The organism is Larkinella humicola, from assembly GCF_008727875.1.
Lineage (GTDB): Bacteria > Bacteroidota > Bacteroidia > Cytophagales > Spirosomataceae > Larkinella > Larkinella humicola.
Window position 1 is genome coordinate 95,602 of sequence record NZ_VTWS01000005.1, and the last position, 22,554, is coordinate 118,155.

14 protein-coding genes and 2 tRNA genes are annotated in these 22,554 nt (G+C 52.2%); 5 read left to right on the forward strand and 11 right to left on the reverse strand.

What is annotated here, in order from left to right; translation table 11 throughout:
* Positions 1-79: 79 nt before the first annotated feature.
* On the reverse strand, positions 80-802 hold the full coding sequence (locus tag F0P93_RS19290) for a 3-keto-disaccharide hydrolase (RefSeq protein WP_150878853.1): 723 nt from the start codon (positions 800-802) through the stop codon (positions 80-82).
* 57 nt (positions 803-859) lie between these two features.
* Positions 860-2,230: a Gfo/Idh/MocA family protein gene (locus F0P93_RS19295; RefSeq protein WP_225309559.1), complete on the reverse strand. Its 1,371-nt coding sequence runs from the start codon at positions 2,228-2,230 to the stop codon at positions 860-862.
* 416 nt (positions 2,231-2,646) lie between these two features.
* On the opposite strand from F0P93_RS19295, the gene F0P93_RS19300 reads away from it, so the two are divergent.
* Entirely contained in the window at positions 2,647-3,813 is a 1,167-nt protein-coding gene (locus tag F0P93_RS19300) for a cytochrome-c peroxidase (protein ID WP_150878856.1), read from the forward strand.
* A gap of 73 nt (positions 3,814-3,886) precedes the next feature.
* Here the strand turns inward: F0P93_RS19300 and F0P93_RS19305 are convergent.
* The 3 genes from F0P93_RS19305 to F0P93_RS19315 all read right to left on the reverse strand — a co-directional run bounded on the left by F0P93_RS19305 (position 3,887) and on the right by F0P93_RS19315 (position 5,091).
* Positions 3,887-3,972, reverse strand: a tRNA-Leu gene (locus F0P93_RS19305).
* A 49-nt stretch (positions 3,973-4,021) separates the two neighbouring features.
* A tRNA-Gly gene (locus tag F0P93_RS19310) sits at positions 4,022-4,094 on the reverse strand.
* Between the two features lie 118 nt (positions 4,095-4,212).
* Positions 4,213-5,091: a UbiA family prenyltransferase gene (locus tag F0P93_RS19315; protein WP_150878858.1), complete on the reverse strand. Its 879-nt coding sequence runs from the start codon at positions 5,089-5,091 to the stop codon at positions 4,213-4,215.
* 113 nt (positions 5,092-5,204) lie between these two features.
* Here F0P93_RS19315 and F0P93_RS19320 point away from each other — a divergent pair, with 113 nt between their 5' ends.
* Positions 5,205-6,374 (forward strand): type III polyketide synthase, encoded by a 1,170-nt coding sequence (locus tag F0P93_RS19320; RefSeq protein ID WP_150878860.1) that lies wholly within the window; start codon positions 5,205-5,207, stop codon positions 6,372-6,374.
* Here F0P93_RS19320 and F0P93_RS19325 read toward each other — a convergent pair.
* Positions 6,349-7,089: a glycosyltransferase family 2 protein gene (locus tag F0P93_RS19325; protein WP_150878862.1), complete on the reverse strand. Its 741-nt coding sequence runs from the start codon at positions 7,087-7,089 to the stop codon at positions 6,349-6,351. The two genes, F0P93_RS19320 and F0P93_RS19325, sit on opposite strands and share 26 nt — an antisense overlap.
* Before the next feature lie 189 nt (positions 7,090-7,278).
* Between F0P93_RS19325 and F0P93_RS19330 the strand changes: the two genes are divergently transcribed.
* Positions 7,279-8,352: a TerC/Alx family metal homeostasis membrane protein gene (locus tag F0P93_RS19330; protein ID WP_150878864.1), complete on the forward strand. Its 1,074-nt coding sequence runs from the start codon at positions 7,279-7,281 to the stop codon at positions 8,350-8,352.
* Positions 8,353-8,452: 100 nt separating this feature from the next.
* Here the strand turns inward: F0P93_RS19330 and F0P93_RS19335 are convergent, their stop codons facing one another.
* Positions 8,453-10,129 carry a SusD/RagB family nutrient-binding outer membrane lipoprotein gene (locus tag F0P93_RS19335; protein ID WP_150878866.1) on the reverse strand — a complete coding sequence of 559 codons (1,677 nt, stop codon included), beginning with the start codon at positions 10,127-10,129 and terminating at the stop codon, positions 8,453-8,455.
* A 14-nt stretch (positions 10,130-10,143) separates the two neighbouring features.
* The gene (locus F0P93_RS19340; protein WP_150878868.1) at positions 10,144-13,449 is read right to left on the reverse strand and encodes a SusC/RagA family TonB-linked outer membrane protein; all 3,306 of its coding nucleotides are present in this window, start codon (positions 13,447-13,449) and stop codon (positions 10,144-10,146) included.
* An 872-nt stretch (positions 13,450-14,321) separates the two neighbouring features.
* On the opposite strand from F0P93_RS19340, the gene F0P93_RS19345 reads away from it, so the two are divergent.
* A complete protein-coding gene (locus F0P93_RS19345; protein WP_150878870.1) occupies positions 14,322-18,497 on the forward strand; it encodes an AAA domain-containing protein in 4,176 nt (1,391 codons plus the stop codon).
* On the opposite strand, the gene F0P93_RS19350 is transcribed toward F0P93_RS19345, so the two are convergent.
* Both F0P93_RS19350 and F0P93_RS19355 read right to left on the reverse strand, forming a co-directional pair.
* A complete protein-coding gene (locus tag F0P93_RS19350) occupies positions 18,466-19,785 on the reverse strand; it encodes an APC family permease (protein WP_150879774.1) in 1,320 nt (439 codons plus the stop codon). The two genes, F0P93_RS19345 and F0P93_RS19350, sit on opposite strands and share 32 nt — an antisense overlap.
* Positions 19,786-19,920: 135 nt before the next feature.
* Positions 19,921-20,829 (reverse strand): LysR family transcriptional regulator, encoded by a 909-nt coding sequence (locus F0P93_RS19355; RefSeq protein WP_150878872.1) that lies wholly within the window; start codon positions 20,827-20,829, stop codon positions 19,921-19,923.
* A gap of 95 nt (positions 20,830-20,924) precedes the next feature.
* Between F0P93_RS19355 and F0P93_RS19360 the strand changes: the two genes are divergently transcribed.
* A complete protein-coding gene (locus tag F0P93_RS19360) occupies positions 20,925-21,326 on the forward strand; it encodes a T9SS type A sorting domain-containing protein (protein WP_150878874.1) in 402 nt (133 codons plus the stop codon).
* A gap of 81 nt (positions 21,327-21,407) precedes the next feature.
* Here F0P93_RS19360 and F0P93_RS19365 read toward each other — a convergent pair whose 3' ends face one another.
* Positions 21,408-22,502 carry a PDDEXK nuclease domain-containing protein gene (locus tag F0P93_RS19365; protein WP_225309561.1) on the reverse strand — a complete coding sequence of 365 codons (1,095 nt, stop codon included), beginning with the start codon at positions 22,500-22,502 and terminating at the stop codon, positions 21,408-21,410.
* Positions 22,503-22,554 lie beyond the last annotated feature (52 nt).

Consider the following 22,554-nt stretch of genomic DNA (forward strand, 5'->3'; position numbering starts at 1 on the left):
AATACTGGTTAAGGGATACACTGTATCCCGAAAGAGGCCCACTCAGGAAAATGCGGGGGTTTAGCCTGTTTGACGTTTCTTACATCAAGGTGAATCGAATATTCCGGATGGCCACGGGTCCATGATCGCCCTGAAACATCAGAGGACCTAAGAGCCGCTCATCGTTAAATGCCGCTGATCGGGTGGGGCCGGTCACTTCGACATTCTCGTGGACCACGACGTCATTGAGCACGACTTTAACGAATCGCGCATTCTCGGTTTTTCGGCCATTTTTGTCAAATCGAGGGGCCCGGAATACGATCCTGAAATGCTGCCACGCGCCCGGGGCTTTGCTGGCATTCCGAGCAGGAGCCTGGCCTTCAAAGCCTTTTTTAGCAACTCGATTTTCATCCCAGCGTTGGTAGATTCCCCCGCAATCATAAAAAGCGGGCGTCTCAACGCCCCAGCTATCGTAGATCTGAACTTCGTAACGCCCCTGAAGGTAGACCCCTGAATTCGACTTCCGGGCGATGACAAAGTCAAATTCCAGTTCGATATCACCATGCTGCATTTTCGTAAACAAATGCCCGGTATCGGGTTTAACGGGCAAATCGAGAACGATTCCTTTTCCCGGTTCAAAGCTATTTTCATCCGAAGACGGACTGAAGTGAACCGCATTGGCCAGCTTCCAGTTGCTCGTTACCGGATTGAATTCGTTCAGACTATTGAGTGAAATCGAATGGGAAGGGGCTTTTTTTGGGGCTTCGTTTTCCCACGAACCGAAAAAAGCAACGCAACATAGACCGATAAAAGAAAATTTCATTTTCTGTGGAATCAAAGGGCGGGTTTCGTTTTCGTTCCGCGTTGTCAAGGAAATAGCTTACACTTTGTATTTTCGGTAGAGCGCTCCCCACGGTTCCCGCATGACGCGGGAACGCAATTGATTCGCAGCGAAATTCGCTACAAACTCCTCTTTTTCCGGGTTCCATTTCAGATCCTGGTTGAGCAGCAAGGCCATGTTTCCGAGGTGAGCAAGGGTGACCGAACGATGGCCAATCTCCGCCGGAGCTGCGGTCGGTTGCCGGGAAATTACACAGTCTATAAAGTTGCGGTAGTGATTGTCACTTTTGTACAGGTGGATTTCCTGCTCGCCAATTACCGTGCTGTCGATTTTTTCAGGAGTCACCTTGTAACTGCCTCTCGACACCCAGATGTTCCCTTCCGAACCGTGAAACGTAATGCCGCGGGGTGCCCGGGATGCATCCGACCCCACAATTAACTGAACGCCGTTTTTATAGATACACTCAAAATAGAATTCCACCGCCGTATTCCAGACCGGATCGTTCGACCACTTCGCGCTGGGGTTTCTGATTTCCACCGGGCCGGTATGATCTGTACCGATTCCCCATTGGGCAATGTCGAGGTGGTGCGCTCCCCAATCCGTTACCATACCTCCCGAATAATCCAGATTCCACCGAAAGTTAACGTGGGTTCGCGCCGGACAGTACGGAGCCTCGGGGGCCGGACCCAGCCAGGTCTGGTAGTCAAAATCCTTCGGAACGGCAGTTGGAGCCGTCAAATGGCCGGTTTTACCAAAATCAGGCGTTCCTCCGGGTAAGCCGCAAACTACTTTTTCCAATTTGCCGATTCGACCATTCCGAACCAATTCGCAGGCCCGCAGAAACTCGGGTCCCGATCGTTGCTGACTGCCGGTTTGAAAAACGACCCCGTATTTCTTGACGGCATCACTCATGGCCCGGCCTTCCGAGATCGTAAGCGACAGCGGTTTTTGACAGTACATTGCTTTGCCCGCCCGGGCCGCCATCAACACCGGGATGGAATGCCAGTGGTCCGGGGTTAGCACCGCCACCGCATCGATGTCTTTGCGATCGATGACTTCTCTGAAATCAAGGTATCCTTTGGTTGATTTGTACGATTTGGTGTTCTCCTTGCTGTAAAAATCATTGACCAGCTCCATGATGTACTCACGACCGCCAACCCGTCCGTCCCAATACCCCGTGCTTTTCTTGTTGAGGTCGCAAATGGTGGTTACCTGTACCCGCTTGTCGGGGAGGAAACCTTTTACGTCATTCTCAGCCTGATTGCCCGCTCCGATAAATGCCAGATTGATCCGGTCTGACGGACTGACAAATCCGTTCTTCCCCAGGGCCGAAGCGGGAATCAAGGTGGGGAGCGCTATTGCCGAGGTTACCACACCAGCGGCATTTTTGATAAAAGCTCTTCTTTTCAAGTTCATCTATTTTTTATGATCAAGGGTCCGGATGCAATTCAAAACTGTTAATATCCGGAGTTTTATCCACTTTTACGCATTTAGGTTTGTTATCCATCGCAGATAGTGGAATCGGCAAATGCATACCGACATCAAATCCCCAAAGCGAATCATCGTGTTGGGTCCCCATACCAAAGTCCGTTTTTGTCCAGGTTCCGCAAACTGCCGTAAAGTCTCCCTTAAACAGCCTTACTTTTTTCCGACAATGAATTTTTCGTTCACCTTCGGCATTTTTGTTACCATGCAAATGCGTAATAAGATAACGTACCTGAAATGGCGTTTAATTTGCGTAACTTGGTATTGAAGTTCGCGTAAATCAAAGGAAATAGATTTAGCTAGATCAAAAATATGTTGCCTCTGTTTTATCCGCTTTAACGATGCGCAAAAATATACTAGCCCTGCTCACGATTATTTGTTTATTCACCGTCATTATCCAAGCCTGTACAAAAGATGATCGCAGCGCGGCCATAGGTCCTTCAGTCAGTCCCTCCCCCGGTACAACCAGCAGCCCAGTCAGTAACCCACTTACCAATGATACGGCTGCGCTTGGCCAGCTCCTGTTTTGGGACCCAATCCTGTCAGGCGGGAAAGACGTAGCCTGTGCTACCTGTCATCACCCCAACAATGCCTATACCGATGGATTGGACCTGTCACTGGGTCCCAATGCCGTGGGCTATGGGCAAAACCGCCGGTTTCTGCGGCCTAATGATGTGCCTCTTACAAAGCGAAATACGCAAACCCTACTCAATGCGGCCTTCAATGGCATGGGTGGTAGCGGAACTTATGAGCCATTGACTGCGCCGATGTTTTGGGATTCGCGTATCCAAAGTCTGGAGAATCAGGTTACCAGCCCAATCCTGGGCTTTGAGGAAATGCGCGGTCATGCCTTTAGTGAAGCCGTTACGTTAGACAGTCTGGTAGCGCGTTTGACAACCATTGCGGAGTACCGACAACGGTTTCAGACCGTCTTTGGTAACGGCAAAGCCATTACTGCGGCCAACATCAGCAAAGCCATTGCGGCTTTCGAACGTACCTTAATTGCGATGAATTCCCCCTTCGACCGCTACCAGAAAGGCAATAAAGCGGCCCTTACTGACCAACAAGTTCAAGGGATGCAGCTCTTTAAGGACGAGGGTTGTCCCCTTTGCCATTCGGGACCGATGTTTTCCGACTACCAACTGCACGTGATGTCGGTGCCTGACAATACCCAACTGACAAGTTCTGACGCGGGTGCGGGGGGAACTTATGCGTTTCGGACTCCCTCCTTGCGAAACGTAGGACTGACGGCTCCCTATATGCATAGCGGGGTGTTTCAGACTCTACAGGAGGTACTTAAGTTTTATGACGATATTGGTGAGCCTATTTCGCAAAATCCGCATGTGCCGGTTCAACAAATGGACGTAAAAATACAGCGAGTTGCCTTGCGCGACTTCGAGCAGGAGCAACTCATTTCGTTTTTAAAAGCCCTGACAGATCCTGGTTTTGATAAGACCATCCCGGTTCGTGTCCCTAGTGGTCTCAATCCAGGTGGGAGCATCCGGTAATAGTGATGTTAGAGCAGCAAAACAAAATGCCTTACAAGAGGCTTAATATCAGCAACTTATAAGGCATTTAACGTACCGGGAGCGGGAATCGAACCCGCACGAACATTACTGCTCACAGGATTTTAAGTCCTGCGCGTCTACCTATTCCGCCATCCCGGCGTGGTAGCAACCACATTCTACAAAAAAAGCACCGCGGTGGGTGCTTTTGAGCGAAAGACGGGGTTCGAACCCGCGACCTCGACCTTGGCAAGGTCGCGCTCTACCAGCTGAGCTACTTTCGCGTTCTATGCCAGAACGTTGGCGTTTTGTGGATGCAAATATAAGGGGTCTGCGCCGTTTGGCAAGTACTTTCCTGAAAAAAAATTAGCAGGATCACCCATAACGCCACTTATATTCTGATTATGAATCGGTTAAAACCAACAAAAAAAGAAAGAAAACATTCAGTCCCGTGCCCGCCAGCAGCGTCATCGTCATCGCCGACCGAAAATCAGCCTGCCGTTCGTCCCGAAAAACCCGGTTTGCCCAGAACAGAAAATACAACACCCCCGGCAACAAACACACGGGGAACAGCCAGAATACCGTCTCGCCCCGGAAATACGCGTAAAAACCGGCCAGCGACAGCGTGAACCAGATCAGCGTATTCAGAAAGGTACCGCGAACCCCCAGCAAACGGCTCATCGTCAAATCGCCCCGACGACCGTCTTCCTCGTGCTGATACACCTGCGTGATCGGGTAAATGGCCAGCAGGTTCAGCGTACAGAGCAGAGCCGCCAGCAGAGGCCGGGGCTTTGCTAATTCCAGAATCGGCAGCCCATCGATGGCCTGAAGCGACATCAGGTAGGTAAAACCGCCCTGAAACAACCCGATCACGAGCCAACTGGCAATGGGGTACTTTTTTAAGCGAATAATTGGATGACTATACGCTTTGGAAATCAATCCGTAAATGAGTAAATAGGCCACGAATGGCCACCCGATCCAGACGCCAATCACCAACGCCAGCAGGTCCAGCGCCCAGGCGACGTAAAACAGGGTCTTATCGACCGGCGGGGGCGTTTCCAGAATACCGATACTGCCTTCGTCTTTGTCGAAATAACTGTTGTAGGCATTGCTGGCCGGATAGAGCAGGAGGTGAATAACCGCCCCGATCACGGCTACCCGCCCCCAATCCAGCGTACCCCGATGAAGCTGTTCCGACTGACTCAGCGCAAAGAGAAAAACCGGCAATAGAAAAAACGAAAACGGCACCCGCAAATGGAGCCAGACGGTCCGAAAGGTCATACCGGGAGAGGAAGGATAGAGGGTACAGTTTTCATCATCGAAAGTCTAACATTCAAGTGAACCGTTGGTTATAGAAAAGTCCGGATCGCTCCGGCAACCCTGAACAGGACTAAATGGATAGCTACATTACCGCCATCGGCACGGCCGTTCCGCCATACGGCTTCTCGCAGTTGCAAATTGCTTCGTTTATGGCGCAGGCTCTCCAGCTCGATGAACACAACCGGCGAAAATTGCAGGCCCTCTACCGACTGACCCGCATCGACCAGCGGCATTCGGTGCTGCCCGACTACGGCGCTTTGCCCGGTGAATATACATTTTTTCCGAATACGCCTGATCTTGAACCGTTTCCGACCGTCGGAACCCGGATGGAATTGTACCGCAACGAAGCCCTCCCGCTGGCGGTGGCCGCTATTCAGGATTTATATTGCGACGAAAAACGAACCGTTCAGCCCACGCACCTGATTACGGTGAGTTGCACGGGTATGTATGCGCCGGGGCTGGACATTGACTTGATCGAAGCCCTCGCCCTGCCCACCACCACGCAACGCACGGCCATCAATTTTATGGGTTGCTACGGTGCTTTCAACGCGCTGAAAACCGCCGACGCCTTCGTCCGCGCCGATCCGTCGGCCTGCGTGCTGATCGTTTGCCTGGAATTGTGTACGATTCATTTTCAGAAGAAAACTGACGAAGATCATCTGCTGTCCAACGCCCTCTTCGCCGACGGAGCCGCTGCGGTGTTGGTGGAAGGTCGACCCAACCGGGAAAAACCGGTTCCTTCCTTCCGGATGCGGACGTTCTTCTGCGATTTATTACCCGATGGAAAAAACGACATGGGCTGGATCATCAACGACTACGGTTTTGAAATGACGCTGACATCGGACGTGCCAGCGGTGATCCGGCAGGGCATCGGCCAGGCACTCTCCCGCTTGCTGGAACACAGCGGACTGGCCATCGAAGACATCACCCACTACGCTCTGCACCCCGGCGGACGCAAAATTCTGGAAGTGATTGAGCAGCAATTGGGCATTGAACCGCACGAAAACCGCTTTGCCTACGAGGTGCTGCGAAAATACGGCAACATGTCGTCGGCGACGGTTCTGTTTGTGCTGAAAGAAATCCGCAATCACCTGCGCCCGGAGTCGGGGGCAGGCAACATTCTGAGTTGCGCTTTCGGGCCGGGCCTGACCCTGGAGTCGATGATTCTGGAAATTATACCGGCGGTTTTGCCGGTCACCGAGCAGGCAATGGCCGAATCTATTGCAATACCTTCCAACGCATAAGCCCCCAGCGGTGAAGCCGGTAGCGCATCGACACCGCCAAAACGCCCAGACCATAGATGCTGCTCCGCCGGAAATTGATCGATGATGCTTCCTTGAAGTATTTCGTCGGGCAGGTTACCTCGGCAATTTCGAAGCCTTTCTGAAAAATCTGCGCGATCATTTCATTGTCAAAAATGAAGTCGTCGGAGTTGTGCGTAAAATCCAGACTGCGCAGCACCTCGCCCGAAAACGCCCGGTAACCGGTGTGGTATTCCGACAGTTTCTGGTTCATCAGCACATTCTGCGTCAGCGTCAGGAAGCGGTTGGCCACGTACTTATACAGCGGCATTCCGCCTTTCAACGCCCCTTTCCCCAAAATTCGGGAGCCAAACACCACCGGGTACAAATCATTGCCAATCAGGCTGACCATCGCCACAATCAGCTTGGGCGTATACTGATAATCAGGGTGTAACATCACAACAATATCGGCCTTCAGCTCCAGCGCTTTGCGGTAGCAGGATTTCTGATTGCCGCCGTAGCCTTTGTTTCTTTCGTGCCGGATCACATGCCGGATGCCCAGGCGGTTTGCTTCATCGACGGTATTGTCCGGACTGGCGTCATCGACCAGAATGACCTCATCAACGATATCGAACGGGATTTCACGGTAGGTACGTTCCAGCGTCAGGGCGGCCCGATAGGCCGGTAATACAACTACGACTTTCTTATCATGATACATATTTGCAAAAATAAGGAATCAACCGAAATCATAACCTGTTACTTAATAGAGCTATATTGCAATCAGTTTCACAAATCGATTTGTTTGGTTCTACAACTCACCGATCTTCCGGCGAATTTTGTGCCAAAATTCAATTAAACAGTTCTATTTAAACACTCGTTATACGCTAAATTTCATTGTTTTCGACTCATGAGTTACGAAACCATATTTTTTGTTTGCTTTGCGCTCTTTGTTCTGCTGGTGATGGCCTTCGATTTGGGGGCGTTTACGAAGCAGAAAAGCCACATTGTCAGTTTTAAAGAAGCCGGTACCTGGAGTGCGGTTTGGGTCGCGTTGTCGATTGGCTTCTACTTTTTCATTAAAAACTTCGGGTACCTCGTTCACGGCATCACCGACATGGCGCGGCTGGAAGAAGTCCGCAGCCTGTATGCTGATCACCTCAAACTGATTCCGGGCAACTTCGAGCAGAGTCTGGCCATTTTCCAGAACAACATGGCGCTGGAGTACATCACCGGTTATCTGGTGGAGTATTCCCTGTCGGCTGATAATATTTTCGTCTTCATCATGATTTTCGCGTCGTTCGGCGTACGTCAGAAGTTCTACAAGAAGATTCTGGTCTGGGGCATCCTGGGGGCCATCGTCCTGCGGTTTATTTTTATTTTCGTCGGCTCGGCGCTGCTGCAACGGTTCGACTGGATCATCTACATTTTCGGGGCGTTTCTGGTTTATACCGGCGTTAAACTCTTCTTCGAAAAAGATGAAGACCAGCAGATGGAGCCAAAAAACCACCCGGTGGTCAAGCTCACGGCCAAGTACATGAACGTTTACCGCCGGAACGTCATCGACCACTTTTTTGTCCGCCGGAAATCCGACCGCAAGCTGTTCGTCACGCCCCTGTTCATTGTCGTCATCGTGGTCGCGTTCACCGATCTGGTGTTTGCCGTCGACTCCATTCCGGCCATTTTCTCGATCACCAAAGACCCTTACATCGTCTTTTTCTCCAATGTTTTTGCCATCATGGGGCTGCGGTCGATGTTCTTCTTCCTCTCCAGCATCATGAGCCAGTTCCGTTTCCTGAAAACCGGTCTGGCGGCCCTGCTGACGTTCATCGGATTGAAAATGATCTTCCACAGTTGGCTGGAAGATCACGGTTTTGAGACGGTTTACTCGCTGTACGTCATTCTGACCATTCTGGGCGTTAGCATTCTGGCCTCCTGGCTGATTCCGGAAAAGAAGAAGGAACCGGAGGAAGTCCAGGTGTAGATACCACCGGATCAGGCATTCTTTTCAGCACGACATAGAATAAAAAAGCAGGCCATGCGGAGTGATCTCGCATGGCCTGCTTTTTTAATACGAAAAGCGCTTACCAGGGCTTGGAAGTTCCCTGCAACAGCCACATTTTGCCGTATGGATGGTCTTTGCTCTGCCCGGCCGGAATGTAAGCCGACGTCTCGAGCCGACTGACAGCCTGGTTGTAATTGACCAGGTAGCTGGGGTCCAGATTCGGAGTCGGATACATAAAACGAATCGGCAGAGCCGCGCCCGATTGCGCTACAGGACCGGTTTTCAGGTTCGGGTAGCCCGTGCGTCGCCAGTCAAACCACGACTGGACGGTAAGCCAGCCCGCAATCCATTTCTGCTCCAGAATCCGTTCAAGTTTCGTGGTCGCGGCTGCATAACTCACCCCGGGCTGCGCGTAAAACTTCTCGAAATCAAACCCGGTGGCGCCCAAAGCCGCTACCTTTTCCAGGGAGGCTTTGATGCCTTTCTTATAATGCTCTTCCGCTGTTCCCGCTACCCCAAAATTTCCCGCCAAAGCCGCTTCGGCCAGAATGAATTCCACTTCAGCGTACGTCATCCAGTTGATGTTGACGTAGGGGTCCGTGTTCTTCCGGTAGCGATCGTGGATAAACGAGATATACGGATTCCGCTCGGGGTTGTAGGTGGCGGCATCGGTTCCTTTGTTGTAGGCCATGGCCTGAACCACCGGCAGCCCGATGGGCAGCCCTACGTAGAGCGAGGTATCGACACTGCTGGCCGTGGCCGGAATGAATTTAACGGTAAACGAGTCGCCGAAGCGGTTTTTTACGGTGGAGTCAACGGTTTTCTTCACGCGCGAATCCCATTTGTTCAACACCGGCTGGGCCCAGCGCTCCAGCCGTGGATCGCCCGTGGACAGTAGTTTGCTCACAAACGTCCTGGAAGGCTTGATGAAATACTTGGGACTCGGGCTGTTTAATAAACCGCCCAGAGCCGAGTTTTCGCCATTGGTGCCCAGAAAGTTGATCAGCGCATCGTCCGCGTTGCTGGTAAAAACGGCGCTCGCGGCATTTTTGAACTCCTCTTCAAGGTTGATCCCGGCGGCACTCATCTCGGCTTTTTTACTCGAAACCCGCAGGCAATACCGCAGGCGGAGGGAGTTGGCAAACTTTTTCCATTTAGCCGCATCACCTTTGTATAACACATCCGAGGTCGCATTGATGGCGTCTTTTGCCGTTAGTGCGGACAACAACGTATTGGCTTCCTGTAAATCCTTCAAGACGCCTTTGTAGACGTCCAGTTGCGGATCGTATTTCGGGAAAAACGTCCCGGTTTTGGCATTCAGTGCTTCTGAATACGGAATGTCGCCGTACAAATCCGTCAACAGCCCGAAAAGCGACGCACGAATGGTGAGGGAAACCGCCTTGAAAAAGTTGTTGTTGTCGCGAACGGCATTGTCGTAGATGATCTTGTTGTTCCGGAGAATGTCGTAATACTCATTCCATGACTCCTGACCCCAGCCGTACTGGTTGACGGCCGCAGCGTCCAGATCGGTGCCGACCTGGTTGTATTGCATGGCCCCGGCGATCTTCGAGCCTTCGGCACCCAGGTTATAATATACCCGGGCCGACCGGGTCAGGACGTACGTCAGAACGTAATTGGACGATACTTCTTCGGCAGCATTGGGGTTTTTATTGACTTCGTTCAGGTTTTCGCAGGAAGTCATTACCAAACCCAGCGTAGCGATCAGCGTGATCAGAATAGTTTTTGCAGCGTTCATCGGGTTGGGTGAATTTAAAAGTCAACGTTTACTTTAAAGCCAAGTGAACCGGTCCAGGGCATGACGTTGTAGTATTCTACGCCCTGCGACCAGGTGGCTCCGTTCTGGCGGAATGCCCGCTCCGGATCGACGTCGATGCCGGCCGCCGTCCATTCGAACAGGTTGTTGCCAACCACCGAAACCGAGGCATTCTGGATTCTTAGCCGGTTGACAAACGATTTGGGTAAATGATACGTCACGGCAATTTCACGAAGTTTGACATAGGTGGCGCTATACAGGTTCCGATCCGGGAAAGGACGGTTGGCGTAGCGGTAGGCATTGAACGGATCAAGCCATTTGGTGGTTGCACCGCCTAGGTTCTCGACGTAGGTCGTTTTGCCGTCGGCCCCTTTCACCTCCCGAACACCGACGTTAAAACTGGCATCCTGCTTCCGGACCGAAGCCTCGGCACCCGTCCAGGCAAAACCGCCGTATTCGGCGTTGCGCCCCCCCACCCAGTTGCCCAGAAAAGCCCCGGGGTTTTCTTTGATCTGCTCCTCGATGCTCCGGTTTTTGTCGTAAGCAACGCCCGACAGGGTTTCTTCCAACTGGCCGTTGTTCCCCAAAAACATCATCGTATTGGAATAAAACGATCCGCCCTGCCGCCAGTCGATGTTGGCAAAAACGCTGAACGACTTGTAGGTAAACGTGGGCTGAATGCCCAGGAGAAAATCGTGGTTGAAATTCCCGATTTTCACCAGGTTGTTCACGTCATTATCCGTCTGGTAGAGCCCCCCGCTGGTGAGGATGGGGTAGCCATAATACGGTGACGCTTTGTCTTTAACGGTGAGCATGGGTCTCATAAACAGGTCGCCAATCTGTCCTCCTTCGTAGGTCCGGACTTCGGCTCCGTTGTAGGAGTCGAACGCAAAATACTTGATGCCATCCGCCAGCTTTTTCAGGTACGTGCGGTTGCGGGTTAGCGTCAGGTTGAGGTCCCAGCGGAAATCTCCGGCCACCACCGGCGTCGTCACGATTCCCACTTCAAAGCCCTTGCTTTGCACCATCCCGGCGTTGATCAGCTTGTTGCTGGCTCCCGATTCAATGGGAATGCCGATGGACAGGACCTGATTGCGGTTTTGGCGTTCATAATACGTGGCCTCCAGCCCCAGGCGGTTGTTGAAAAACTTGAGGTCAACACCCACTTCATTCGAGGTCGAAATTTCCGGTTTCAGGGTCGCATTCCGCAGTAAACCGTCCTGGAACATTCGTTTGGCCGAACCCCAGTCGGGTGCCGTGGAGAAGGTCTGGCGCAGGCTGTAGGGCGCCACGTCGTTCCCAACCTGAGCTGATCCGGCCCGAACTTTGGCAAAAGTAAGCCAGGACGGCATTTTCAGCATTTCCGAAACAATGACGCTCAAGGAAGCCGACGGATAAAAGTAGGAGCGGTTTTCTTTCGGCAAGGTGCTCGACCAGTCATTCCGCGCCGTCAGGTCCAGGTAGACCCGGTCCTTAAACCCGATCGAGGTCGAGCCATAGACCCCATACAGGATTTTCCGCGCCAGCGAACTGGTGTAAATCACCGTACCCGGCGCCCCGTTGCCAATGGTATACAGCCCCGGAACCGTTAGCTCCGACGTGGCATTGTCGATGGAGCGGAAGTTCTGATCCAGCCGGTTAGCGCCGGCAATGGCATTAATGTTCCAGGCTTCATTCAGCGTTTTTTTGTACGAAAGAATCAGGTCGATGTTCGATTCCTTGCGGTAGTTGGTGGCAACCTGATAGGCTCCTTTCAGAGCCTCGAAGTTGCTGTACGCTTTTTTGGCTTCCAGAATTTCTTCGTACGAATCCCGGGCGTAGCGGCCCATGAGCGAAAAATCATCGGAAATGTCGTAATCCAACTGAATTTTACTCACCGTCCGGTCGCGGTTGAAGCTTGTCGGATTTTCGTTGACCAGAAAATAGGGATTGTTTTGTTTGTCCTTGTATTTCCGTTGCTGAATGCCTTCCGAACCGGGAAGCCAATAGTCCTTCAGATCCAGAATATTGACCTGAGCGCCCGTTTCATACAGACTCCGAACGGGCGAGTTGCGGCTGCCATCGATCAGGGGCCGGTTTTTGGACCCGGATTCGGTAATGTTAAAATTGGCCGTCGCCCGCAGCCGGTCGGTCAGGTTATACGTCGTATTGAGCGCTAGGGTCAGGCGCGAAAGATCGGTATTCGGAATGATGCCCCGGTTGGCCATGTTACCCACCGACAGCCGGAAATTACCCTTCTCGTAATTCCCGTTTACCGATACGTTATTGGTATTGGTGGTTCCGGTCTGGAAGAAATCCTTGAACCGGTTCGGATACGACACCAGCGGAGCTTTCTGGCCGTTGCTGTTCCAGAGCACCCACTGCTCGCCCACATCCAGTTGCGGACCCCAGTTTTCGTTCTCACTTTCTTCGAGCACATGCGCGCCCGTTTTTCCGTTCCCAAATTTGTTCTGAACGGGCAGATACCGGTACGGTATTTCCAGCACCACGGCGGTGTTCAATGAAACGCCAATGCCTTTCTTACCGCCCTTGCCCGATTTGGTCGTGATCAGAATAACGCCATTGCCCGCCCGCGATCCATAGAGGGCAGCTGCGCTGGGTCCTTTCAGAATCGAGACGTTGGCAATGTCTGCGGGGTTGATATCCGAAATCGGATTGCCCATATCGGCCCCACCAAAAGCATTGTTCAGTTTGTTGGCCACAGGGACCCCATCGATAACAAACAGCGGCTGATTATCATTGTTGAGGGAGTTGGCCCCCCGAATGATGATGTTGACCGACGACCCCGCTGTGCCATCCATCTGCGAGACCTGCACCCCGGCCACCTTCCCCGAAAGGGCGTTCAGGACGTTATTCTGCGGGGTTTCGGTGAGAGCTTTGCTGTCAATGTTGCCCACCGAATACCCCAGGGATCGCTTTTCACGCTTGATGCCGAGGGCCGTCACGACGGCTTCCTGCAAGGTAGCGACGCTTTCCACCAGACGGACGTCAATGTTCTTTTTCGTGCCCACCGGGATTTCCTGCGGACTAAAACCGATGTAGGAAAAAACCAGAACCGGCTCGCTGCCGTCGACATCCACGGAATAGTTGCCATCGGTCGTTGTGGTGGTGCCCACCTGTGTTCCTTTCAAAACAACGTTTACGCCCGGAATGGGAGTGCCGTCGGTGGCCGAGGTGACTTTGCCACGAACCAGTTGCCGGGCTGCCCGCTGCGCCCAGCCTGTCCCAAGTGCCGGGCCGATGAGGAAGGTTAAAAGCAGGCCGTACGGAAGAAGAAGCCTGACGGTAGCGTTTGTTTTCATAAAAGGAGTATATGTGAAGGGTTAGGATTTGTAAAATTGCACGACTGCCCGAACGGATTTAGTCCGGGTATGAACCAGAAATAAAAGGGTATTCGCTGATGAGGAGATTACAATCGGATCAAGGAATGATTGATTCGATTGCCAGTGGATTGGGGTTCTGACGGGCCACCGGCCAATTCGCTCTTCGCGCGGGTTTTCAGGTAATGAAAAACCTGGTTCCGCAGCCTGATGAACAAAAAAGCTTTAAAATCCGGGTCAGACTGGGGTTCTGATCCGCAGTCCTGAAGTTCACTAAAAACAGCACAAACCATTTTCTCAGCTTCTCCCTTGTTCTTAATCAGGGACTCACAAAATTTGAGAGAAGCCGGTCGATACTGTACATAGAGAGCTTCGTGGGTCTTCGGGGCCCTCCGGATCATTTCACCAGGCATATGCTTGTCAGTCGGAGCCATTGCGTTATCGGTGCATCCACACGTCAGAAAGACCTGTTTATAAGGTCTTGAAATGAAGTTAAGCGTACAGTATCTATGATAACAATTGCTACTTATATAATTATATCGCAATATTATACTAATATTTTGTTGTTTTAGTATACATTTATAGCCATTCGATGTACGATTTTACCACAATGAAGTCCTGAAAAATTCCTGGCTAATCAGCGCGGCCCTCCGCCCCGATCAGTTACGCCGGGCTGTCCCGTTGCGAACCCTGTGTTTTTACGGCTTTTTGGGTAGTTTTGTAGGGGCAGCGATGGGGAATGGGCTTCGTTTTTTGCACGATCAGGTGCATTCACTCTTCGGTGGCGTTTTCATTCGCTCCCTATTTTCAGTCAGTTTTCCGGACAAAACACGGATTCAAATCCGTGGGTACGTATGCTATCCCCAACGGTTCTTAAAGCTTACCTCAAACGCCTGACCAACCTCAGCAGCCGCAACCGGTCGCTGCTGCTGACCAACCTGCCCGTCGAGCAGTTTCTGGATCTGCACGAGCTTGATTTTCTGGACAACAAACCGTCGTTCGATCTCGTCCGCCAGCTAATGGCCCGCCGACCCGCCATTCCGCTCTGCGATGTGATGGATAGCCGACTGGAAAAAGGCAACGAGGTCAGTAAAAAACTCCGGAAAATTGCCCGAACCGACCGGTTTATCGAAGAAGAACGCGGTTCGGAAGACTTGTACGTGGGGTATCCCTTCGTGCGTGGCAAGCTGGCCGACGGAACGGTGATTCACGGGCCACTGGTTTTCTTCCCGGTTCACCTCGAACCCCAGGGCAATAAATGGATGCTCGTTCGCCGGGCGGATGAGTCCATCATGCTCAACCGCAGTTTTCTGATGGCGTATGGGTACTACAACCAGTTCATTCTGCCCGATGCCGTGTTGGAACACACGCTGGATGAGTACGACAAAGACGCTACGGTTTTTCGCACCCAACTCTACGAGTGGCTGAAAGCCAGCCCGTTGGAAATCAATTTCAACCAGAATCTTTTTACGGATCAGCTCCAGTGGTTCGATCCGGTTAAAAAAACTGATCTGGATAAACTGGAGCGCAACGGCGAATTGAAGCTGTATTCCGAAGCCGTGCTGGGCATTTTTCCGCAGGCGGGTTCGTATCTGGTACCCGATTATGAGGTGTTGCTGGAAGGCGAAGCCGTGCAATTCCTGCAAACCGACGAGCTGCCGGAGCCATCCTCCGAAGCGTTGATGGCCGGTTTGCTCCCCGATTTCAACGCGTCTCAGAAACCGGTTTCGGTCCGGGAAGAAACGCTGCACACGCCCCTGGCCCTGGACGCATCGCAGGAGGAAGCCATCCGACGCATCAAAGCCGGGGAGTCGATGGTGGTGCAGGGTCCTCCGGGAACCGGCAAATCGCAGTTGATTGGAAATCTGATGGCCGATTTTGCCGCACAGGGCAAGCGGGTTTTGCTGGTTTGTCAGAAACGGGCGGCATTGGATGTGGTCTACGAACGACTGCGTCAGGTCGGGATGCAGCCCTTTTCGGCCCTGATTCACGATTTCAAGAACGACCGCAAGGCACTTTACGACCAGATCGCCGGTCAGATTGAGCGGGTGGAAGAATACCGCAAACAGAATTACGGCCTGGATGCGATTTTACTGGAACGCAATTTCGATCAGGAAAGCCGCCGGATCGATCAGACGCTGGCGGAATTACAAGCCTTCAAAGAAGCCCTGTTTAACGAAACAGAAGCGGGAATTTCCGTCAAACAGTTGTACCTGAGCAGCGATCCCACTGCCGAAACCATTCCACTTGCCGATGTGTATACCCAGTTTCGGCCCGATTCGGTGGCTGGTTTTGTGGAAAAATTGCGGGAATACGGTGCTTATATAAACCGCCTGGGTCCCGATCATCCGTGGGCCGACCGGATTTCCTTCGCTCCCTTCTCGTTTGGCCAGCTCCCGACACTCAAAAAAATGCTGCGAGAACTGCCGGTTTTCGTTAAAACCGTAACCGAACAGGCGCAAATGCTCACCCATCGTACGTTTTCGTTCGCCGACTGGGAAACCGTGCAGGAGGACGAATGGGAAACCACCGCCTTGCTGACCTTGCTGAATGCCGACCCTTCGGCCCCCCGCTGGCAGTGGGTTCGGCGATTGCAACAACAGTCCGGCCATCCGCTGTTCCGGACCGAACCGGAGGAACTGGAACGCATGGAAGCCGAACTCAGTGACTGCCTGGGCGGAACCGGCATCGAAAAAAGCCTTCCGGTGACCGACCTGCCCAACATGGCCCACCGGTTGCAGGAAGCCATTCAAAGCCATTCGTCGTTTGTCGGACGTACAGTTTGGGGCTGGTTCAGCAAGGACAAAACCGGGTTGCAGCAACTCGCAGCCGCCAACGGCCTGGCCCTTTCCGACGAAACGCTGCCGGTTTTGCTCGAAAAAGTACAGCGTCGAATCCGCTTTGAGATCCTTCGTCAGCAAATCGAAAAGACCGTCGATCAGGACGTTACCGCCGAAAATGCCGTTCTGACCGTTCGTCTGGCCCGCCAGGCGCTCGACGCGGTCCGCCGGTTGAACGCCATTTCCTGGTTGAATACCCTGCCCGAATCCCGGCTGGAAACCGTCGGTGTTTTTTCAAAAACCGTAGCGCAATTGCTGGAAACCGGTCGTGGTGTGGCGGCTCAACGCAGCCGGTGGCAATCGTTTCTGAGCGAATCGCAAATCCAAAGGTTGTGGCAGGAACCGGCCCAAACCGATGCGCTGATTCGCACCCTCGAACAGGACATCGACCTGTTGATTGAAACCGATCGGCTGACCGACAATTTCACGGTTGCGGAACGGGACATTGTGCAACGGCTGGGCGATACGGGAACGGTCGGGCTGTTTTTAAACAGTCTGCACCTGGCCTGGATTGAACATCTTGAGAGCTTATACCCCATTCTACGTGGTGTTTCTTCTTTAAAAATCAGCCAGTTAGAAACCGCTTTGCAGGAGAGTGTCCGGAAGAAACAGACGCTGAGCCGCCAGATCTTGCTGGTTAAACTTCGCGAAAAAGCGTACCAGAATCTGGCTTTCAACCGCCTGAACAACCTTGTTACATACCGGGAATTGAGCCATCAGGTGACCAAAAAACGCAACATCTGGCCGGTTCGGAAACTGATGGAGCAGCACTCGGACGAGGTTTTTCAACTGGTTCCGTGCTGGATGGCGTCGCCGGAATCGGTTTCGGCCATTTTTCCGATGAAACCGGGGCTTTTCGATCTGGTGATTTTCGATGAAGCGTCGCAGTGTTTTGCCGAAAACGGCATTCCGGCGATGTATCGCGCCAGGCAGGTGGTCATCACCGGCGACAGCAAGCAGCTTCAACCGAGCGATTTATACCGCATCCGGTTTGAAACCGAACCCAATGAGGAAACGTCCGCTGCGCTGGAAGTGGAATCGCTGCTCGATCTGGCCACGCATTATTTCCCGCAAACGCAGTTGCGCGGCCACTACCGCAGTCGCTCGATTGATCTGATAGATTTTTCAAACCGGCTTTTCTACAAAAATTCGCTCCATCTCCTCCCCGATTTCCACCAGCTCAACCGCCGGGAGCCTGCCATCCGGTATTCGAACGTGAAAGGAATCTGGGAAAATAACACCAACGAAACCGAAGCCCGCGCCGTGGTTGCCCTGATCGATCAACTGGCGAACGAGTTGCCGGGGCGTTCCATCGGCGTGGTGACGTTCAACTTCCAGCAGCAGCAGTTGATTCAGGAATTGCTGGAGGAACACGCACTGGCAGGGCGCATTGTTCCAGGTTTGCAATCCGCTGTTCCAGATCGCCGGGCGACCCCGTTGCAATCGCCGGGCGACCCCGCTGGAATTTCATCTGTTTCGGATCGCCGGGCGACCCCGTTGCAATCCGAAGTAAGTAAAAATGCGGATTACAAATCCGAAACAGATCAAGATGCAGATTTCAAATCTGCATCAGCGTCCCCCACTTCCACCGAAACCACTTTCGTCAAAAACATCGAAAATGTACAGGGCGACGAGCGCGATGTGATTATTTTTTCCATCGGCTACGCACCCGATGTTGGCGGAAAACTGTCGGCCCAGTTCGGTAGTTTGAACGCCAAAGGGGGCGAAAACCGCCTGAATGTGGCCGTGACGCGGGCGCGGGAACGGATTTACGTAGTCACGAGTATATATCCACAACAGCTTGCCGTTGAAAACACCGCCAACGAAGGGCCGAAAGTGTTGAAGCAATACCTCGAGTATGCCCTCTCCGTGGCCGACGGTTCGTATGCCCCGCAACCCCGCCGAACCGACCGCGTTCCGGGTGCGCGTTTGCTGAAAGATGCGCTGAAAGACACCAAAACCGGTCTGGTGGAAGAACTTCCCTTTGCCGATCTGACCCGTAAAACCGCCGATTTGTACGAAGGGCTGGTGTTGACCGACGATGATTTGTACTATGAAAGCACGCTCAAAGACGCTCACGCCTACACGCCGTTTGCCTTACAGATGAAAAACTGGCCGTTCCTGCGGGTCTACAGCCGTGAATTCTGGCGCGGGCGGATTACGATTCCGTCGGATCCACCAAAGGCGTAGCGGATTGGTCCACGGCTCCGAACGGCCACTGCTTGCGAATGCGGGCCGTAATCAGGAACACGATAATCCCCAGCGCAATCACCGTCAGACCCGACAGCATAAACGTCCAGCCGGTGGAAATGAAGATGAAGGTCCAGATGGCGATGGCCAGCAAAACCGGCAACGGATAGAGCGGCATTTTGAACGGAAACGCGCTGGTTTGCTTGCGTTTGTGCAACAGCAGCAAGCCAACGGCCTGTCCGATAAATTGCACCACAATCCGCATCGCCAGAATGGCCGTAATGACGTCGGACAGGCGAAACAGCAAACTAAAACCGAAACCCAGCCCACCCAGAAACAACAGCGAGACATATGGAAAATGCCGGGTGGGGTGCAGTTTGGCGAAGATCCGGAAAAACTGACCGTCGGCGGCAGCCGCGTAGGGAACCCGCGAATACCCCAGCAAAACCGCAAATAAGGACGAAAAGGCCACGATTAACACCATAAACGTCGCGATCGTACCCGCCTGCGAACCGTAAAGCCGCTCAATCACGGCACTGATGATAAACTCGCTGTGCTGGGCTTCCTGCCAGGGAATGACACTGACGACGCTCCAGTTCATGGACAGATACAAAACCGCAATGCCGACCACCGAAATCAACATACTCAACGGAATGTTGCGCGACGGATTGCGGATTTCGCCACCCAGGTGACACACATTATAGTAGCCTAAATAGCAATAAATCGTTTTCACGGACGCAATTCCCAGACCGGCGCCAAACAATCCGGATAGGGATTCGCCCGACGGCAACGCGAACGAAACCGTCTGTTGCCCGCCCGTCAGACCACCCCAGATGATCCAGCCCAGCGTGGCTAGTACACAAACCCACAGCAAAATGCTGATGCGGCCAATGGATTCAATTTTGCGGTATAACAGCATCGTAATCAGGATCACCACACCCCCGGAAACGGCCTTTCGTTCCCAGCCCTCCAACGGGATCAGATACGAAGCATACTGCGCAAAACCGATGGCTCCCGAAGCCACCACCAGCGGGGCCTGAATCATGGTTTGCCAGACATACAGAAACGACAGCATCTTGCCCCAGCGTTGTTCACCGTAGGCAATTTTCAGAAAGTTATAGCTCCCCCCGGCCTGCGGATAAGCGGCCCCCAATTCGGCCCAGACCAGGGCGTCGATCAGCGAAATAACCGCTCCCAGAATCCACGCCCAGAGGAAATGCGGCCCGCCAATGATGTGAATAACCAGGGGCAACACCACGAACGGGCCGATACCGACCATATCGATCATATTCAAGGCCGTAGCTTGCCACAATCCCAGCCGTCGGGGCAAGGGCGTCGAATCAGTAGAAGTAGACACAATCAGGTTGAGTAAGAAAACAGTTGTCTGATAAAATAACCCGGATCGGGCAAAAACCGGCTGGCTTTAGGCCGGGCAAAGAACGGCATAACCGTCAAGTTCTTTCATATAGGACGCCAGTTTCTCGATGAACGCATCGGTATACGGGGCGTGTTGTTTGTTTTTCAGCGTCGCGGCATACCACGTCCGCAGGAACCGCTTCCGGGTGAGCGAAACGGCGGACAATTCGCCGGATTTCAGATACGGTTTGACAATCCAGTTGGGCAGCAGCGCCACGCCCATGCCGGCTTTTACCATTTCCAGAATGGCTTCGGTCAACGTCATTTTATAAACCCGTTGGGGACGACTGTTTTTGTAAAGCATCTTAAAATTGGAGCTTTCTTCATCCGGGATATTATACATGACGTAATTCTGGTCGGCAAATTCATCGATTTCTACCCACTCGCGCCCCGCCCATTCGTGGTCAGGGGCCACAATCACCATAAACTCGTCCTGAAAAAGTGGCGTGTAGGTCAATTTGGGATTTTCAGAATCTTCGAGAATGGCGACGTCGATCTTGTTTTCAAGCAGGTGTTGCTCGGCGTAGTGCGTAGCTTCGATGTCGATTTTTACATCCACTTTCGGGTAAATATCCCGGTAGGCTCGCAGAAATCCCGACAGCCAGTGGTAGGAGGTGTAGCATTCCGTGCAGAGCCGTACCTCACCGGACTCTTTGTCGGTCAGGCACTTGACTTTAGCTTTGGTTTCGGCCACTTCCCGCAGAATTTTCTCGGCGGCCTCCAACACCACCGTTCCGGCATCCGTCAGCCGCATCTGCTTTTTGTCGCGGATGAACAACTGGGTATTAAAAAAGCCCTCAATTTCTTTCAACTGATGGCTCAGTGCCGACTGGGTCAGGTACAGCCGATCGGCGGCTTTGGTGAGGTTGCCGCAGGTAGCCACCTCTTTCACCATTTGCAGATGCCGGATTTCCATGATGAATAATTTTCATGATTTCGACAAAAATAATTCGTTTTGCTAATATTCCAAAACACTGCACCTTTGTCACAGAAACGAAACAACACAAACTCATGAAAACGATTGCACAACACGTACTGATGACACTTTTAGTCGGTTTACTCGTAACGGTTTCGAATGCCCAGGTAACCGCAGCCAACGATCCAAAGGCCAGCCAGTCGGCCTTTGATGTGAACATGTTTCTGGGCACCCAGGAGAAGATTAATGTGATGCTGGCCGTTCGGGAGCCCCGAAAAGTGACCATCCGGCTGAAAGATGCCAACAGCACGGTTCTTTACCGGGAAGCCCTGAGCAAAACCCCCGCCAACCACTGGCGCAAATTTGATTTTGAAGGCATGAAAACCGGCGTTTACTACCTGGAAATCACCGACGGCAACCAGAAAATCGTTCGCCAGATCGAGATTGGTGCCTTGCCTGCGGTGCAGTCGCAGCGGTTTATTACGTATGCTCAGTAAACAACAATTCTACTTTTATAACACCGGATTCTTCATGCGTGGGGAAGCCGGTGTTTTGTTTATTAGCTTATGCCGAGAGTGTCAGCCAAGTAATTTTTTAAGAGCTTCCGGGTCAGGCAAGACATCACGCAAATGCGCCGGCAAGTCCGAACTGAGTTGGTAGGTTGCTACGCCCATCGGATTGTGAATAGCCTGAAAAGCATACTCAACCGTCTTATCATTTTTAGCCGAGCAGAGCATAATGCCAACAGCCGGGTTTTCATCGGCTAACCGCTCCTGGTCGTTGAGTACGTTCAGGTAAAAGTTTAATTGTCCGGCATAAGCGGGTCTGAACTTCCCTTTCTTCAGTTCAATCGCAATTAAACACTTTAGGTGGCGGTTATAAAAAAGCAGGTCTACGAAAAACTCCTCGTCATCGACTAAAAGGCGATGCTGGTTTCCGATAAAGGCAAAACCTTTGCCCGCTTTGAGAATAAAATCCTTGATATTTTGTACGATGCCTTTTTCAACGACTCGTTCATCGTCGGTTTCGACATTGATAAAATCCAGCAGATATTCGTCCTTGAAGGCTTGTAAAGCAGTGTCACGCAACGTTTCGGGTAATGTCCGGGCAAAATTGCTGCTTAATTTTTGATCCTGTTTCTGGTACGCTTTGGCTTTGATTTGCCAGTCAAGCATTTCAACCGTCCATTGGTTTTTAACGGATTCTTGTATGTAAAACTGGCGTTCATTCCAGGCTGTGCAGCGATTCAGTAATAAAATATGATGTGTAAAACTCACTCCAAAGAAAACATCACTTTTGAAGTCGCCAAATTGTGCCATTGCTAACGGCATAATCCTATCTATTTGATTATTAGCATCTTCCATTTGGGCAGTTGTTAACTGCCCAATTAGCTCGACATATTCTTCGGCAAACTGCCGCATATTTTTCAAGTTCCGATGCGAGAATCCCCGCAGCCCCGGCAGTTTTTTCTGCAAATCATCCGCAAGCTGCTCTAAAACCTTTGCGCCCCATTTCTCGGCAGCAATCTTCTCAGATAAGCGTTTTCCAACAGCATAGTAAAGCAGCAATAATTCGCGATTGACGAGCTTAGCCGCCCGGTAACGGCTTTGCAAAATCTGGTGGCTGATGTCGCCCAGCAGCTTGCTGTACTGGTCTGGCATTTCGGTGTTCATAGGTAGTGGATTTTCAGGATACGGTCTTCGATGCTGTACCCTAATCCTACCT